The sequence below is a fragment of the Rhizobium pisi genome (genome assembly GCF_003938655.1).
GTDB lineage: Bacteria > Pseudomonadota > Alphaproteobacteria > Rhizobiales > Rhizobiaceae > Rhizobium > Rhizobium pisi.
Genome location: NZ_RJJT01000006.1, coordinates 226,466 through 242,866 on the forward strand (window position 1 = coordinate 226,466; position 16,401 = coordinate 242,866).

14 protein-coding genes are annotated in these 16,401 nt (G+C 62.2%); 10 read left to right on the forward strand and 4 right to left on the reverse strand.

Going from position 1 to position 16,401, the window contains the following annotated elements; all coding sequences use genetic code 11:
• The first annotated feature begins 3 nt into the window (after window positions 1-3).
• Genes nirB through EFD55_RS10710 form a run of 3 tightly spaced genes read left to right on the forward strand, consistent with a single transcriptional unit; the run spans window position 4 to window position 5,452 of the window.
• Window positions 4-2,454, forward strand: coding sequence for a nitrite reductase large subunit NirB (nirB, locus tag EFD55_RS10700; protein WP_125845019.1), 2,451 nt, complete (start codon window positions 4-6; stop codon window positions 2,452-2,454).
• A gap of 4 nt (window positions 2,455-2,458) precedes the next feature.
• Window positions 2,459-2,794 (forward strand): nitrite reductase small subunit NirD, encoded by a 336-nt coding sequence (gene nirD, locus EFD55_RS10705; RefSeq protein ID WP_125845020.1) that lies wholly within the window; start codon window positions 2,459-2,461, stop codon window positions 2,792-2,794.
• Complete coding sequence (locus EFD55_RS10710; RefSeq protein ID WP_125845021.1) at window positions 2,795-5,452, forward strand: nitrate reductase; 2,658 nt, start codon at window positions 2,795-2,797, stop codon at window positions 5,450-5,452.
• A gap of 27 nt (window positions 5,453-5,479) precedes the next feature.
• On the opposite strand, the gene EFD55_RS10715 is transcribed toward EFD55_RS10710, so the two are convergent.
• Entirely contained in the window at window positions 5,480-6,157 is a 678-nt protein-coding gene (locus tag EFD55_RS10715) for an HAD family hydrolase (RefSeq protein WP_125845022.1), read from the reverse strand.
• A 212-nt stretch (window positions 6,158-6,369) separates the two neighbouring features.
• Window positions 6,370-6,681 carry a hypothetical protein gene (locus EFD55_RS10720; RefSeq protein ID WP_125845023.1) on the reverse strand — a complete coding sequence of 104 codons (312 nt, stop codon included), beginning with the start codon at window positions 6,679-6,681 and terminating at the stop codon, window positions 6,370-6,372.
• Window positions 6,682-6,940: 259 nt separating this feature from the next.
• Between EFD55_RS10720 and EFD55_RS10725 the strand changes: the two genes are divergently transcribed.
• From EFD55_RS10725 to EFD55_RS10740, 4 genes are all read left to right on the forward strand, one after another.
• On the forward strand, window positions 6,941-8,392 hold the full coding sequence (locus EFD55_RS10725) for a cryptochrome/photolyase family protein (protein WP_125845024.1): 1,452 nt from the start codon (window positions 6,941-6,943) through the stop codon (window positions 8,390-8,392).
• The gene (locus EFD55_RS10730; RefSeq protein WP_125845025.1) at window positions 8,389-9,708 is read left to right on the forward strand and encodes an NAD(P)/FAD-dependent oxidoreductase; all 1,320 of its coding nucleotides are present in this window, start codon (window positions 8,389-8,391) and stop codon (window positions 9,706-9,708) included. The genes EFD55_RS10725 and EFD55_RS10730 overlap by 4 nt, the downstream gene beginning before the upstream one ends.
• An 11-nt stretch (window positions 9,709-9,719) precedes the next feature.
• The gene (locus EFD55_RS10735) at window positions 9,720-10,571 is read left to right on the forward strand and encodes a DUF1365 domain-containing protein (protein ID WP_125845026.1); all 852 of its coding nucleotides are present in this window, start codon (window positions 9,720-9,722) and stop codon (window positions 10,569-10,571) included.
• A gap of 95 nt (window positions 10,572-10,666) precedes the next feature.
• Entirely contained in the window at window positions 10,667-11,926 is a 1,260-nt protein-coding gene (locus EFD55_RS10740; RefSeq protein ID WP_125845027.1) for an SAM-dependent methyltransferase, read from the forward strand.
• On the opposite strand, the gene EFD55_RS10745 is transcribed toward EFD55_RS10740, so the two are convergent.
• Together EFD55_RS10745 and EFD55_RS10750 are read right to left on the reverse strand one after the other, a co-directional pair.
• Window positions 11,927-12,760 carry an SDR family NAD(P)-dependent oxidoreductase gene (locus tag EFD55_RS10745; RefSeq protein ID WP_125845028.1) on the reverse strand — a complete coding sequence of 278 codons (834 nt, stop codon included), beginning with the start codon at window positions 12,758-12,760 and terminating at the stop codon, window positions 11,927-11,929.
• A 98-nt stretch (window positions 12,761-12,858) separates the two neighbouring features.
• Entirely contained in the window at window positions 12,859-13,515 is a 657-nt protein-coding gene (locus tag EFD55_RS10750) for a ChrR family anti-sigma-E factor (RefSeq protein ID WP_183736693.1), read from the reverse strand.
• A 213-nt stretch (window positions 13,516-13,728) separates the two neighbouring features.
• Between EFD55_RS10750 and EFD55_RS10755 the strand changes: the two genes are divergently transcribed.
• Genes EFD55_RS10755 through sseA form a run of 3 tightly spaced genes read left to right on the forward strand, consistent with a single transcriptional unit; the run spans window position 13,729 to window position 16,398 of the window.
• On the forward strand, window positions 13,729-14,766 hold the full coding sequence (locus EFD55_RS10755) for a cysteine synthase A (RefSeq protein ID WP_125845029.1): 1,038 nt from the start codon (window positions 13,729-13,731) through the stop codon (window positions 14,764-14,766).
• A 6-nt stretch (window positions 14,767-14,772) separates the two neighbouring features.
• Window positions 14,773-15,510, forward strand: a complete 738-nt coding sequence (locus EFD55_RS10760; protein ID WP_125845030.1) for an alanyl-tRNA editing protein — start codon at window positions 14,773-14,775, stop codon at window positions 15,508-15,510.
• Window positions 15,511-15,528: 18 nt separating this feature from the next.
• Window positions 15,529-16,398 (forward strand): 3-mercaptopyruvate sulfurtransferase, encoded by an 870-nt coding sequence (gene sseA, locus EFD55_RS10765; protein ID WP_125845031.1) that lies wholly within the window; start codon window positions 15,529-15,531, stop codon window positions 16,396-16,398.
• Window positions 16,399-16,401 lie beyond the last annotated feature (3 nt).

The following is a 16,401-nucleotide window of genomic DNA, read 5'->3' on the forward strand; positions in this document are numbered from 1 at the left end:
TCCATGACCGAAAAACTCGTCATCATCGGCAATGGCATGGCGCCTGGGCGCATGCTGGAACACCTCTTCGAACAGGCGCCCGGCCGCTATCAGGTTACGATCTTCAACGCCGAGCCGCGCGTCAATTACGACCGCATCATGCTCTCGCCGGTGCTTTCTGGCGAAAAGACCTATGAGCAGATCGTCATCCATGGCGACGGCTGGTACATCGATCACGGCATCACGCTCTACAAGGGCCACAGGATCGTCAACATCGATCGCGCCACCAAGACCGTCACCTCGGACCATGGCGTCACCGAAAGCTATGACAAGCTGGTGATCGCCACCGGTTCCGTGCCCTTCGTCATCCCGGTTCCCGGCAAGGATCTGCCCGGCGTCATCACCTATCGCGATCTCGACGACGTGCAGGCGATGTTGCTTGCCGCTCAGTCGCGCGAAAAGGCTGTCGTCATCGGCGGCGGCCTGCTTGGCCTCGAGGCAGCGGCCGGCCTTGCCCAGCGCGGTATGGACGTCACCGTCCTGCACGTCATGCCGACGCTGATGGAGCGCCAGCTCGATCCGGCCGCCGGTTATCTCTTGCAGAAGGCGGTCGAGGAGCGCGGCATCAAGGTCATCTGCAAGGCCAATACCAAGGCGATCATCGGTGACGGCAAGGTCGAGGGCATCGAGCTCGACAACGGCACGATCATTCCGGCGACCCTCGTCGTCATGGCGGTCGGCATTCGCCCGAACGTCAATCTCGCCAAGGACGCCGGCCTTGCCGTCAATCGCGGCATCGTCGTCGATGCCGGCATGCAGACCTCGGACGGCGATATTCTCTCGCTCGGTGAATGCGCCGAAGTGGGCGGCATGGTCTACGGCCTCGTTGCGCCGCTCTACGAAATGGCCCGCATCGCCGCAGCGCACCTCTCGGGCGACCGCTCGCCCGCCTTCGTTCATGCAGACACGCCGACCAAGCTGAAGGTCACCGGCATCGATCTCTATTCGCTCGGCGATTTCGCCGACGGCGACGACCGCGAGGAGATCGTGCTGCGCGATGCCAGCGCCGGCGTCTACAAGCGCCTAGTTCTGAAGGACAACAAGATCATCGGCACCGTGCTTTACGGAGAAACTGCCGATGGCGCCTGGTTCAACGACCTGAAGAAGAAGGCGACCGATATTTCGGAGATGCGCGAGACGCTGATCTTCGGACAGGCCTATCAGGGAGGGTCGCCGCTGGACCCTATGGCGGCCGTTGCAGCCTTGCCGGATGACGCGGAAATCTGTGGCTGCAACGGCGTCTGCAAAGGCAAGATCACCTCGACGATTTCAGGCAAGGGGCTGACATCGCTCGACGACGTACGCGCCCATACCAAGGCGTCCGCCTCCTGCGGCTCCTGCACCGGCCTCGTCGAACAGCTGATGGCGCTGACGCTCGGCGACAGTTACAACCCGGCTGCCGTGCAGCCGATGTGCACCTGCACCGAACTCGGTCATGACGACGTTCGCCGGCTGATCAAGGCCAAGGGCCTGAAGAGCATTCCTGCCGTCATGCAGGAACTCGAATGGAAGACCTCCTGCGGCTGCGCCAAATGTCGGCCCGCACTCAACTACTACCTCGTCTGCGACTGGCCGGACGAATATGCCGACGACTACCAGTCGCGCTTCATCAATGAACGCGTGCATGCCAACATCCAGAAGGACGGCACTTACTCCGTCGTTCCCCGTATGTGGGGCGGCGTTACCAATTCGAACGAGCTGCGCGCCATTGCCGATGTCGTCGACAAATTCGAGATCCCGATGGTGAAGGTGACGGGTGGCCAGCGTATCGACCTGCTCGGCATCGAGAAGGAAGACCTGCCGGCCGTCTGGGCCGATCTCGGCAAGGCCGGCTTCATCTCCGGCCAGGCCTATGCCAAGGGTCTGCGCACGGTGAAAACCTGTGTCGGCTCCGACTGGTGTCGTTTCGGCACGCAGGATTCCACCGGTCTCGGCATCCGCATCGAGAAGTTCATGTGGGGCTCGTGGACGCCGGCCAAGCTGAAGATGGCCGTATCGGGCTGCCCTCGCAATTGTGCGGAAGCAACCTGCAAGGACATCGGCGTGATCTGCGTGGATTCCGGTTTCGAGATCCATTTCGCAGGTGCGGCCGGTCTCGACATCAAGGGCACTGAGGTGCTCGGTCTTGTGAAGACCGAGGACGAGGCGCTGGAGCATATCGTGGCGCTGACGCAGATGTATCGCGAGCAGGCACGCTATCTCGAGCGCATCTACAAATGGGCCAAGCGCATCGGCCTGGAGGAAATCCGCCGGCAGATCATGGAGGATGCCGAAAAGCGCCAAGCCTATTACGACCGCTTCGTCTTCTCCCAGAAATTTGCCCAGGTCGATCCCTGGTCGGAGCGCGTCTCCGGCAAGGACAAGCACGAGTTCAAGCCGATGGCGACGATCGGCTATCCGCAGGCAGCCGAGTAAGGAGATGGACATGAACTGGATCGCAATCGGCGACATCTCCGACATCCCGCTGCGTGGCGCGCGCTGCGTGAAGACGCCACAGGGCAAGATCGCGGTGTTTCGCACGGCTGAAAACGAGGTCTTCGCCATCGAGGATCATTGCCCGCACAAGGGTGGCCCGCTTTCGCAGGGTATCGTCCACGGCACAGCGGTGACCTGCCCGCTGCACAACTGGGTGATCTCGCTGGAGACAGGCAAGGCGCTCGGCGCAGACGAGGGCGAGGTCAGGACTGTGCGGGTGCTGAACGAAGACGGCAAGCTGTTCATTGCGCTCGAAAGCCTGATGATGGCGGCGGAATAGATGGCGGCGGAGGTCAAGACCACCTGCCCTTACTGCGGTGTCGGCTGCGGCGTCATTGCCACGGTCGACGAGGCGGGCGCGGTCAGCGTCAAGGGCGATCCCGAGCATCCGTCGAATTTCGGCCGGCTCTGCTCGAAAGGTTCGGCACTGGCCGAAACCATCGATCTCGACGGCCGCCTCCTCTATCCCGAAATCGCGGGCGAACGCAGCGGTTGGGACGAAGCGCTTGAGCTGGTCGCCCGGCGTTTTTCTGAAACGATCGCCGAACACGGGCCTGATTCTGTTGCCTTCTATGTCTCGGGCCAGTTGCTGACCGAAGATTACTACGTCGCCAACAAGCTGACGAAGGGCTTCATCGGTTCCGGCAATATCGACACCAATTCAAGGCTTTGCATGTCCTCGTCCGTGGCAGGGCATCGCCGCGCCTTCGGCGCCGATACCGTGCCTGGGACCTATGACGATATCGAGCTCGCAGACCTGGTGATCCTCACCGGCTCCAACCTCGCCTGGTGCCATCCTGTCATCTACCAGCGGCTTGCCGCGGCAAAGGCGGTGCGGCCGAGCATGCGGATCGTCGTTATCGATCCGCGCCGGACGATGACATGCGATATCGCCGACCTGCATCTGGCAATCCGCCCGGACGGCGACGTCGCGCTGTTCATGGGCCTGCTTGCCCATCTCGCGACAAGCCCAGCCATCGACCAGAACTATATCGCCGCCCATACCGAAGGTTTCGGCGAGGCTTTTGCGGCCGCTGCCGCGGTTGATATGAACGACCTCCTGGAGCGGACCGGCCTGCCGGCCATGCAGATCCGGGAGTTCTTCCGGCTGTTCGAGGCGACGCCGAAGGTCGTGACCTGCTACAGCCAGGGCGTCAACCAATCCTCCTCCGGCACAGACAAGGTCAATGCGATCATCAACTGCCATCTGGCGACCGGCCGTATCGGCCACGCCGGCATGGGACCGTTTTCACTGACCGGCCAGCCGAACGCCATGGGCGGACGCGAAGTCGGCGGCCTCGCCAATATGCTCGCCGCCCATATGGCAATCGAGAATCCCGATGATCGCGACCGCGTTCAGCGCTTTTGGAACTCGCCCGTCATCGCGGCCAAGCCCGGCTTGAAAGCGGTCGACATGTTCCGCGCGGTGGCCGATGGGCGCATCAAGGCGCTCTGGATCATGGCGACCAATCCCGTCGTGTCGATGCCAGATGCCGACAGCGTCGAAAGCGCGCTCGCCGCCTGTCCCTTCGTCGTCGTTTCCGACATCCTCAGAGAGACCGATACGACCCGGCACGCGCATGTGCTTTTGCCCTCGCTCGGCTGGGGCGAAAAGAACGGCACCGTCACCAATTCCGAACGGCGAATTTCCAGGCAGCGCCCCTTTCTCGACATGCCCGGCGAGGCAAGGGCCGACTGGTGGCAGCTTGCGGAGGTGGCGCACCGAATGGGATTTGGTTCCGCCTTTGACTTCGATGCGCCGGCCGCAATCTTTGCAGAACACGCTGCCCTTTCCGCCTTCGAAAACAACGGCAGCCGCGATTTCGACATCGGCGCCCGCGCAGGCATGACCGGCGGCGCCTATGACGAGCTGTCGCCCTTCCAGTGGCCGCAGGCGCCAGGGACCGCACCCAGCGTCACCCGCTTCTTCGCCGAGGGCGGTTTCTTCCATCCGGACCGCAAGGCGCGCTTCGTCGCAATAGAGCCGCCCGCAACGGATCGCACCAATGCCGACTTCCCCTTCACGCTGAACACCGGGCGCATCCGCGACCAGTGGCACACGATGACGCGGACGGGAAAGAGCGCGCGGCTTTCCGCCCATATCGCCGAACCTTTCGCCGAAATCCATCCGCGCGATGCGATCGAAACCGGTATATCAAGCGCCGGTCTCGTCGAGATCGAGAGCCCGCATGGCAAAGCTGTCGTCCGGGCGCTGGTGACCGATCGTCAGGCGCGCGGCGGCATCTTTGCGCCGATGCACTGGAACGACCAGTTCGCCGCAAAAGCACGCATCGACGCCGTGGTCGCGCCGATAACAGACGCCATTTCCGGTCAGCCAGCATCGAAGAACGTTGCCGTCGCCGTCCGTCCCTTCCGCGCCACGCATTATGGTTTCGCCGTTTCGGCCGCAAAACCCGTAGCCCCCGACGCAGCCTATTGGGCGCAGGCGAAAGCCGCCGGCGGCTGGCGGCTGGAACTTGCCTTTGCTGAGGCCGTCGAAGACTGGACGGCCTGGTGCCGAGCGGTTTTCGCCATTCCTGATGAAATCGAACCGCTCGGTTATGCCGACCGGCAGTCCGGCGACCTCAGGCTCGCCTTCTTCGATGGCGAGGTCCTGCTTGCCGCTCTCTTCCTCGCCCGCGAGCCGGTCGCCGTCGCGCGCAACTGGGCGATCTCGCAGCTTACCGCCTCGCATGGCGATCTCAGGATACGCTTTGCACTCGTCGCAGGCCGTCCCGGCGCCGGCAGGCCGGATCCGGGAGCGACCGTCTGCTCCTGCTTCAGCGTCGGGGTCAACCAGATCGCCGCCGCCGTGCGCGGCGGATGCCACAGCGTCGAGGCCGTCGGCAAGGAACTGAGCGCCGGAACCAATTGCGGCTCCTGCCGCGGCGAAATCGGCAAGATCATCGATCGCTGTCTTGCCGCAGCGGCGGAATAAAGTGCAAGCGCGAAACCCGACGCGACGTCAGGCCGCGTTCGGAACGATGAGCATTTTACGATCGGCGGAGATGCGGACCGAGATCTCGTCATAGGATGAGAGGGTCGGATGTAGCGTCTCCATCTTGTCGTGATGGGTTGCCGTCACGACCATCACATCGGCGCCCGCCGCCTCGCCGGCGGTGATGCCGGCCGCGACATCCTCGAATACCAAGCAATCCTGCGTGCTGACGCCGAGGCGTTCGGCGCCAAGGATATAACATTGCGGATTGGGTTTTCCGATGCTCACGTCCTCCGCCGTCAACATGAACCTCGGCAGCGGCAGCCCCGCCGCCTCCAACCGCCGGCGGGCAAGACGCAAGGGCGAGGAGGTGACGATTGCCCAGCCATCCGGCGGCAGGGAACTCAGGAATGCCGCAGCACCCGGAATGGCAACGACGTCGTCGACATCGGCAATCTCAGCCTCGGTCACCAGTTTTGCTTCATGTTCTGGATCGACGCCGGGCAGGTTCAGCCGGGTGATCGTGTCGATGCCGCGTGACCCATGCATCTTCGGCAGGAAGGCAGCGACGTCGAGCCCATGACGCCTTGCCCACTCGCCCCACACACGCTCGGCGGCACGGATTGAATTGAGGATCGTGCCGTCCATGTCGAACAGGAAGGCGGCATAAGGCTTCTCGAAGCCGCGGGGCATCGGCGGGGACAAAGGCAAATCCTTTAAGGAGAGCAATGGATGGTTGTCGCTATCGCTCGATCAAACGGCAAATCATGGCCTTTTGCAAGCTTTCGCGAGCACGTACCGGTCTCGATGTCGCCGCACACCGGCGACATCCATCAGCGCAGCAGCGTAGATGCATGCGATGTTCGTGCTAAACATCGACGATTCTGCCGGACCGCCGGTCATTCGCGCTGAAGCGCCTAGAAGGCCGTGCTGGTTGTCATCAAGTCGCAAGAGAGGCGGAGGCCGATCTGGTCTTGACACAGTTCATCGGCGCCGTCGGCAAGTTCCAGCCCGGCGGGAACATCGGCGCGCAGATAGGCCTGTGTTGCCGGGTCGATGCGCGTCGGAACGGCCGTCCAGAGCGAGGGACGGCTAACGTCGAGCGCTGAGATAGCAACTTTCTCGCCGCCCGCAGCAGAGGACGCGATCGCCAATCCAGTTATCGTCAAGGCGAGTGCAATCGCGATCTGGAGGCAGAGATCTCCGACCTCACGCGGGGAAACGAACATAGCTGCCTCATGCTGCGGATTAGCGTTTCGCCATGCCACTAAGGCAGGCAGCCACACCGATCCAGCGACTTCGGCTGTTAAGGTTTATCCGTAACCACATCGGCAAGGACACGGGTTCCCACCGCAAGCTTTCTACAACGCGCCGGCCTTTTCCATATCGTATCAGCCATAAAAGCTTTTCCCTGCCGATGAAACTTTTGATCCGGGCGTCCCGTACATCCGTAGCAGTTTGAAAGCACACGGACGGGGAACGGCTTCATTGGCAAAGGACGCGGCAAGACCTGTTATCCTCTGGTTTCGCAAGGACTTGCGCCTTGACGACAACAAGGCGCTCAACGCAGCCCATCTCTCCGGGCAGCAGATCATTCCCCTTTACATAAACGAGCCGGAAGCCGCCGGCACCGGTCCGCTGGGCGCCGCCCAGGCCTGGTGGCTGCATCATTCTCTGGAAGCGCTCGACCGATCGCTGCGTGAGCAACGGGGACGGCTGGTGCTTGCAAGCGGCGAGACGCTCGCAGTGCTCCGCGCCATCATCGAGAAAAGCCGCGCTGAAGCTGTCTTCTGGAACCGGCGCTACGATCCGACCGGAATCTCCATCGACATCCGTATCAAGCGTGAACTGGAAAAGCAGGCGATCGAGGCACAAAGCTTTGGCGGCCAGTTGCTGCACGAACCCTCGCGGCTGACGACCGGCGGCGGCACACCCTATCGCGTCTATACACCGTTCTGGCGTGCGCTGGAGAGCGCCGGTGAACCGGAGCCGCCACTGGACGCACCGTTGAAGCTGCAACTGGCTCAGAAACTTCCGGAATCGGAAACGCTTGATTGTTGGAACCTGCTGCCGAAGAAGCCGGATTGGGCACGGGATTTCGCCGATCTGTGGACGCCGGGCGAGCAGGGCGCGCGGGAGAAGCTCCGGGCCTTCGTCAAGGACAGTCTCGAGGGCTACAAGGAAAACCGCGACCATCCGGCAAAGCCCGCAACGTCGATGCTGTCGCCGCACCTGGCGCTCGGCGAGATCTCCCCTGCCCGCGTATGGGATGCGACGCGCGGCCTGTCGAAACAAGTGCCGGCGGCCGATATCGTGCATTTCCGCAAGGAGATCGCCTGGCGCGAATTCTCCTATCACCTGCTCTTCCATTTCCCGCGCCTCGCCTCGGCCAACTGGAACGATCGTTTCGACGATTTCGAATGGCGCAACGACAGCGAGGATTTCGAAGCGTGGCGTCACGGCATGACCGGCTATCCGATCGTCGATGCCGGCATGCGCCAGCTCTGGCGCCACGGCTGGATGCACAATCGCGTTCGCATGATCGTCGCTTCCTTCCTGATCAAGGACCTGATGGTCGACTGGCGCCGGGGCGAGGACTGGTTCCGGGATACGCTGGTCGACGCCGATCCGGCCAACAATGCGGCAAGCTGGCAATGGGTCGCCGGCTCGGGAGCCGACGCCTCGCCGTTTTTCCGCATCTTCAATCCGGTGCTGCAAGGTGAAACCTTCGATCCCGACGGCGACTATGTCAGAATCCACGTGCCGGAGCTTCGGGGACTGGACGCAAAATACATCCATCGGCCGTTCGAGGCGCCGAAGAGCCTCCTCGACGAGGCCGGCGTCATCCTCGGTAAGACCTATCCAAAACCGATCGTCGACCATGCCAGCGCCCGCAACCGTGCGCTCGCGGCCTATAAAGCCATGAAGGATGCCGCATGAACGCGCATTTCCGTGTCCCTCCTCGCCGGTTGAAGATCGCAGTCGTCGGCTCCGGCATCTCGGGTGCCTCCGCAGCCTGGGCGCTAAATCCCGTGCACGACGTTACGCTCTACGAAAGCCAAGCCCGCGCCGGCGGCCATACGGCGACCGTCGACGTGGACTACGACGGTGTTCGGATTGCCGTCGATACCGGCTTCATCGTCTATAACGAACTGAACTACCCGAACCTGACTGCGCTCTTTGCCGAGCTCGGCATCGCCACGCATGCGAGCGACATGAGCTTTTCACTCTCGCTCGACCACGGCAGGCTGGAATGGAGCGGCGGCGGGCTGTCCTCCATCTTCGCGCAGAAGCTCAACCTGTTGCGACCGTCGTTCCTATGGATGATCCGCGAGATCCTGCGCTTCAACCGCATGTGCCTCGAAGACCGGGCGGCCGGCCATCTCGCCTCGCGCTCGATCGGTGACTACCTCGATTGGCGCGGCTTCTCGCCCGGCTTCACCAACAATTATCTCGTGCCGATGGCGGCGGCGATCTGGTCGACGCCGTCCACCCGCATGCTGCAGTTTCCGGCCGAGCATTTCGTCAATTTCTTCGATAATCATCGCTTGATCTATCGCCGTCAGCACCAGTGGCGCACGGTGACCGGTGGCAGTCGCACCTATCTCGATCGGCTGCTGCAGCCGCTCGGCGAGCGGGTGAAGCTTTCATGCGGCGTGCGTGGAGTGGTCCGCGGCGACCACGGCATCACGATCATCGACGAAACGGGCAGCAAACGCCCGTTCGACAAGGTGATCTTCGCCTGCCATAGCGACCAGACCGCGCGCTTCCTCACAGACGCGACCGATCGGGAACAAAAGCTGCTTGCCGCTATCCCCTACCAGCCGAACCGCGTCGTCCTGCATCGCGACGAGGCGCTGATGCCGCAGCGGCGCAAGGTCTGGGCCTCGTGGAACTATCTGCGCTCCAGCCGCGAGGACGGAAAGGCAAGCGTGGCGGTCACCTATTGGATGAACCGGCTGCAGGGCATTGATCACAAGTTCCCGCTGTTCGTGACGCTCAATCCGGACCGAGAGCCGGATCCCCGCAAGGTGTTTGCGGAATTCACCTACGAGCATCCGCAATTCTCGGCCGAGGCCATGGCGGCGCAGCGGGCGCTCACCGCCATTCAGGGACAGAACAATTGCCATTTCGCCGGCGCCTGGATGGGATATGGATTCCATGAGGACGGCCTGGTTTCCGGCTTGGCCGCCGCCGAGGCTCTCGGCGGGATCATTCCCTGGCGAACCGCCCGAGCCCCCTGGGAAACGCAATAGGACATAGTGGCATGAGGCGGCAACGAAAAAGACTCGGCGTCAGCACCGCCGACAATGGCCCTCCACCGGATGCCCCGAGAGTGCTCTATGTCGGAGAAATCATGCATCAACGGATAAAACCGTTCGGCCATCGCTTCCGCTACCGCGTGTTCTCACTGCTCGTCGATCTCGACAGGCTTGATGAGGCCAACAGGCTGTCGGCTCTGTTTTCCGTCAACCGGCGCAATCTCGTCTCTTTTTATGAAAAGGACCATGCCGATAACGAGGATAAGACGCTACGCGCCCATGCAGATCGGCTGCTCGCCGCGGCAGGGGTCGAGCGCGCCGAGAGGATACTGCTCGTCTGTTATCCCCGTATTCTCGGCTATGTCTTCAATCCGCTCTCCGTCTACCACGCCTATGATGCCGATGGCGGGCTCATCGCGATGATCTACGAGGTGCGCAACACATTCGGCGAGCGACACAGCTACGTCTGTCCTGTCGGCGATGGCGAAATGGCAGAAGGCGGACTTCGCCAGAGCTTCGACAAGCTCTTCCATGTCTCGCCTTTCATCGGCATGGCGGTGCGCTATCACTTCCGCATGTTGCCGCCGGGCGCGGAAATCCGCTGGCGCATCCTCGAAACCGACTGCGAAGGCCCGCTTCTTTCGGCGACATTTTCCGGACGTCAGGTGCCGTTGACTAACGCTTCGCTGCTAGGGCTGACGGCGCGCATCCCCTTTCTCACACTGAAAATCGTCGCCGGCATCCATTGGGAAGCGCTGAAATTGTGGCTGAAGGGCGCGCGCTATATCCGACGCCCTTCACCTCCTCCTGATGTCAGCATCCACCGGTCTCGCGCGCTTGCGGAGCCAGCGGAATAACATTAGCTTTTGACGTAATGGCCGGAGGCCGCCCGAGCACATCGTCAGGATGTGTCGTCGTCCTTAACCGGCAAGAAAATGCTGGAGGAGGAGAGATGAGCAAGGCGCAGGATTGGAATCTGCTGGCTCGCGACGCAGTGACGTTGACGGCCGAAAACATATCCCGTCTGGTGAAGGGTCTGCCGTTCAAGGCGAAACTGGCACTGCGCGGGCTTTTGCGCATGCAGCACGGTTCGCTTGCCGTCACCCTGCCCGACGGCCGCAGGCTGCTGGTCGAGGGCAAGAAGGCCGGGCCGAAGGCGGCGCTGCGTCTCAACAATTGGAACCTTGCCCACCGGGCGCTGACGAGCGGCACGATCGGGGTCGCCGAAACCTATATGGACGGCGACTGGGACAGCCCTGATATCACCGCCTTCCTCGAACTCTTCCTCGTCAACGGCGAAGCCGCGTTCAGCTATGCGCATGGCAAGGGCGGCCTTGGCCGCCTCTTCGAGCGCATCCGCCACTGGATGAACGCCAATACCAAGACGGGCTCGAAGCGCAACATCTCCGCCCACTACGATCTCGGCAACAATTTCTACCGGGAATGGCTCGACCCGAGCATGACCTATTCCTCCGCACTCTATTCGACCGGGGCCAACGACCTGCAATCGGCGCAGAATGCCAAATACCGCGCGCTCGCCGAGGCAACCGGCATCCGGGCCGGGGATCACGTGCTGGAGATCGGCTGCGGCTGGGGCGGTTTTGCCGAATTCGCGGCAAGCGAGCTGAACTGCAAGGTAACGGGGCTGACGATCAGCCGCGAGCAGCTCGCCTTCGCCCAAGAGCGCATCCGCAAGGCAGGCCTCGACGACCGCGTCGAATTCCGCTTCCAGGACTATCGCGACGAAGCGGGGCTCTACGACCGGATCGTCTCGATCGAGATGTTCGAAGCGGTCGGCGAGAAATACTGGCCGTCCTATTTCTCCAAGCTTAGGCAGTGCCTGAAGCCGGGCGGCAAGGCCGGCCTGCAGATCATCACGATCAAGGACGAGTCCTTCGACCAGTATCGCAGCAATCCCGACTTCATCCAGAAATACGTTTTTCCCGGCGGCATGTTGCCGACACGCAATCATCTGGCCGAACTCGCCGGCAAGGTCGAGCTGTCGCTGGTCAAGGATTTCGGCTTCGGGCTCGATTACGCCCGCACGCTCGCCGAATGGCGCGAGCGCTTCTGGTCGGTCTGGGAACGCATCCGCCCGATGGGCTTCGACGAGCGCTTCAAGCGGCTCTGGGAATTCTATCTGTTCTATTGCGAGGCCGGCTTCCGCGCCCGCAACATCGATGTGCGCCAGGTCGTGTTCTCGCGCAGCTGATCATTCCGCCGGATGCGGTGTCGCCGGGTGGTGACCAGCTGCCGACGGCCGCTCCCGCCAGCCGGTCACGCGGTTCACCAGCGCGAAATAAGCGCCGTAGGGAAGCAGCCGCGCCAGCTTCAGCATGAGGGTGAAGCGCTTCGGGAAGCTGATCTCGAAGGCCTGCGATTTCAATCCGGCGGCAATCTGCCTTGCGGCGTCCTCGGCCGAGACCAGGGCCGGCATCGGAAAAGCGTTCCTCCTCGTCGCCGGCGTATCGATAAAGCCGGGGCTGACGAGCTGGATGCGGATACCCATCTTGTCGAGATCGAATTTCAGGCTTTCGGCCATATTGATCAGTGCCGCCTTGGTGGCGCCGTAGGCGGCGCCCGTCGGCAGGCCACCATAGCCGGTGACGGAGGAGACGATGGCGATCTGCCCCTGACCTTTGGCCTTCATATGGCTGATCGCCGGCAACAGGCAGTTGACGACGCCGGACAGATTGACGGCAAAGCTCTTTTCGAAATCGGCGCGGTTCAGATCCTCGGCATGGACCGGCAGATAGACGCCGGCATTGAGGATCGCCATGGCGAGCGTCCCGTGCTCATATTCGATGGAGGCCATGACATGCTCCATGTCCTCGGCATCGGTGACGTCGCCGTCGAGAACGATAATACTGCCGGAAAGGCCGCTGGCCTCGGCCTGCAACTCGACCAGCTTTTCGTGGCTCCTGGCGGTGACGGCGACCTTGTATCCTTCGCCGGCGAGCTTCAGCGCGAGCGCCCGGCCGATGCCGGAACTCGCGCCCGAGATCCAGACGATTCCATGTTCGGGACGGGCGATGAAATCACGCATGACATGTTCCTCCAGAACTGCCTATCAATACGAAAACAGGTCCGGAAGTCCCTCTATCCCTCCGGATGTATGGCTCTATCACACCATTGTGGCTGCTTTCAGCCGATCAGGTCGCCGATCATCTGGCGAAGGGATCCCGTGAGCCTGACCGTTCCGTCCGAAACGGCAAAAGCGATGCAGGGTCTGTCCTTTTCGGCAACCGGCCGGTGGTCGACCGTCTCGTCGGCAATGGAGATGTCGCCGGGGCCGAAACGGCCGCGTTCATCGTTGAAGGCACCGTCAAGGATCAGGATCAGCTCCATGCCTTTGTGCGTGTGGGCCGGCAGGGCGCGGCCCGGACGGATCCACATCAGGTTGACCTCGCAGCCGTCCATGTCGAGCGGATATTCCTTGAAGCCCGGCAACCGCTTGCGCCAGGGCACATCCTCGACCTCGAAGCCAACGAAATCTCGCAATGCCCGTGGAAACAACGCGAGTTTCGGCCGCGCGACAGGCGACGGCGAGATAGAAGAAGTGGAGGCGAAAATTGCCCGCAGCCGCTGCTCCCGGTCTGTAATGGCAACACCGGACGCATTTTCCAAGGCCTCTCCGGCCAGCAGTTCAAGGCCGTTCACAAAGCTGCGATTGTCCGGTTTCATCTCGAGATGGGACTGAACAAGCACGCGCGCCGGCTCGGGCAAGGAGCCGGCGACGTAATGCGCCATCAATGCATCGATTGTGTCGATATGCTCGTGAACCATCCGTCTTTCGGTCACGCCCTGTTATCGCGCTCCGTTTCGCTTTGTCGTCATCCGTACGGGGAAAGTCAATCTTCGGATCACCCCGGCAGGAAGGCGATACGCCATTTCGGGGATGGAAGCCAAATTTTATCGCGTCCGCCACGGGCATGGAATAGCATTTCTTGCCAACACAGCCTTGTGAAGGGAAAAGACCGTTCCTAAAGTAAGAGTTCGAAAGAGGCAGATTCTATGACCTTCCATCCCTCCGTCCTCGAAGCCATCGGCAATACGCCACTGATCAAACTCAAGGGCGCCTCCGCTGCGACCGGTTGCACCATTCTCGGCAAGGCGGAGTTCCTGAACCCTGGCCAGTCGGTGAAGGATCGCGCCGCGCTCTACATCATCCGCGACGCCGAGCGGAAGGGCCTGCTTCGCCCCGGCGGCGTCATCGTCGAAGGCACGGCCGGCAATACGGGCATCGGGCTGACGCTGGTCGCCAAGGCGCTCGGCTACCGCACCGTCATCGTCATCCCGGAAACGCAGAGCCAGGAAAAGAAGGACGCGCTGAAACTGCTCGGCGCCGAACTCGTCGAAGTGCCCGCCGTTCCCTACAAGAACCCGAACAACTACGTGAAGGTATCCGGGCGACTCGCCGAACAGATGGCGAAAACCGATCCGAACGGCGCGATCTGGGCGAACCAGTTCGATAACGTCGCCAACCGCCAGGCGCATATCGAAACGACAGCGCCGGAAATCTGGAAAGACACGGACGGCAAGATTGACGGCTTCATCTGCTCCGTCGGCTCCGGCGGCACGCTGGCAGGCGTGGCTGCCGGCCTCAAGGCCTTCAGGCCGGACGTCAAGATCGGCATTGCCGATCCCGACGGCGCCGCTCTCTACGAGTTCTACCAGAACGGCACGCTGAAATCCGAGGGATCCTCGATCACCGAGGGTATCGGCCAGGGCCGCATCACCGCCAATCTCGAAGGTTTCACGCCAGACTTCTCCTATCGGGTTTCCGATGCCGAATCGCTTCCCTATCTCTTCGACCTCGTCGAGAACGAGGGCCTGTGCCTCGGCGGCTCGACGGCCATCAATATTGCCGGTGCGGTCAAGCTCGCCAGGGATCTCGGACCTGGCCATACGGTGGTGACGATCCTCTGCGACTATGGCAACCGCTATCAGTCGAAGCTCTTCAACCCGGATTTCCTGGCGTCGAAAGGGCTGCCCGTTCCCGGTTGGATGGGCAAATCGCCCGAGATAGACGTTCCCTACGAACCCGCGTGAGCCCCCATGCCCGCCAATGCCCTCTACCGTGACGACTTCTACCTCTCGACGTGCGAGGCTGTTGTCACAGCCGTTCACGAGGACGGGGGCATCGAACTGGACCAGACCTGCTTTTATGCAACATCAGGAGGCCAGCCGGGCGATATCGGTGAGCTTGAACGCGCCGACGGCACCAAGATTGCGCTCGGCCAGACGAAGCACGGTCCGAGCAAGGATATTATCATCCATGTGCCGCTCGACGGCGCACCACGGCCGCAAATCGGCGAGACGCTGGTGCTGCATGTCGACTGGCCGCGCCGCTACAGGCTGATGCGCATGCACACGGCCTGCCACCTTCTTTCCGTCGTCTGCTCCTATCCAATCACCGGAGCAGCCGTCGGCGAAGAGGAAAGCCGCGTCGATTTCGACATGAGCGAGACGATCGACAAGGACGAGGTGACATCAAAGCTGATGGAACTGGTGGATCAAAATCATCCGGTCTATCTGCAATGGATCACCGACGAGGAGCTTGTCGCCAACCCTGATATCGTCAAATCGAAGAACGTGCGCCCGCCAATGGGGCTCGGGCGCGTCAGCCTGGTCTGCATCGGCGAGAACTCCTCGATTGACAGCCAGCCCTGCGGCGGCACACATGTTTCCGAGACGCAGGAAGTCGGCCGAATCCATATCGCCAAGATCGAGAAGAAGGGCAAGGAGAACCGGCGTTTCCGCATCCGCTTCGGCACGCCCGGCGACGAAGCCTGACCATCAAGGGAGACCCTCATGAGTGAGACCAAGAGCCGTTTCGTCGTTTCGGCCGACTGGCTGCAGGCCGAACTCGGGAAACCGGACCTACGGGTTCTGGATGCCTCTTTCTATCTGCCGGCGCAGAAGCGCGACGCCGACGCCGAATATGCGGCCGGCCATATTCCCGGTGCCATCCGCTTCGATCATGACAAGATCGCCGACCATTCGACGTCGCTACCGCATACGATCCCCTCGCCCGATTTTTTCGCCACTGAGGCCGGGAAGCTTGGCATCAGCGAGAATGATCGCATCGTCGTCTATGACGGCATCGGCGTGTTCGCCTCACCGCGCGTCTGGTGGCTGTTCCGGGTCATGGGCGCGAAGAACGTCTTCGTCCTCGACGGCGGTCTCGACGGCTGGAAGGCCGAAGGCCGTCCGCTCGAAACTGTCGCACCGCAGTATCGGCCGGTGACCTTCACGCCTGACTTCGACAAGAGCCGCGTCGTCACGCTTGCGGCGATGCGCGACATCGTCTCGAGCGGCGCGATGCAGATCGCCGATGCCCGCAGCGCCGGCCGCTTCGCCGCCGCCGAGCCCGAGCCGCGCCCCGGCATGCGCTCCGGCCATATGCCCGGTGCCCGCAGCCTTCCCTCCGGCGTCTTCGCGAACCAGGGCCGCTTCAAGTCGCTGCCCGAACTCAAGAAGACGATCGAGGATGCCGGTATCGATCTTTCGAAGCCCGTCGTGACCTCCTGCGGTTCCGGAATTACCGCCGCGATCATCACGCTGGCGCTGGAATCGCTCGGTCATCACGACAACAAGCTTTACGACGGCTCGTGGAGCGAATGGGGTAGCCGTGAGGACACGCCCGTCGTTACCGGTCCGCCGACGCCTGATAAAGCCTGATCG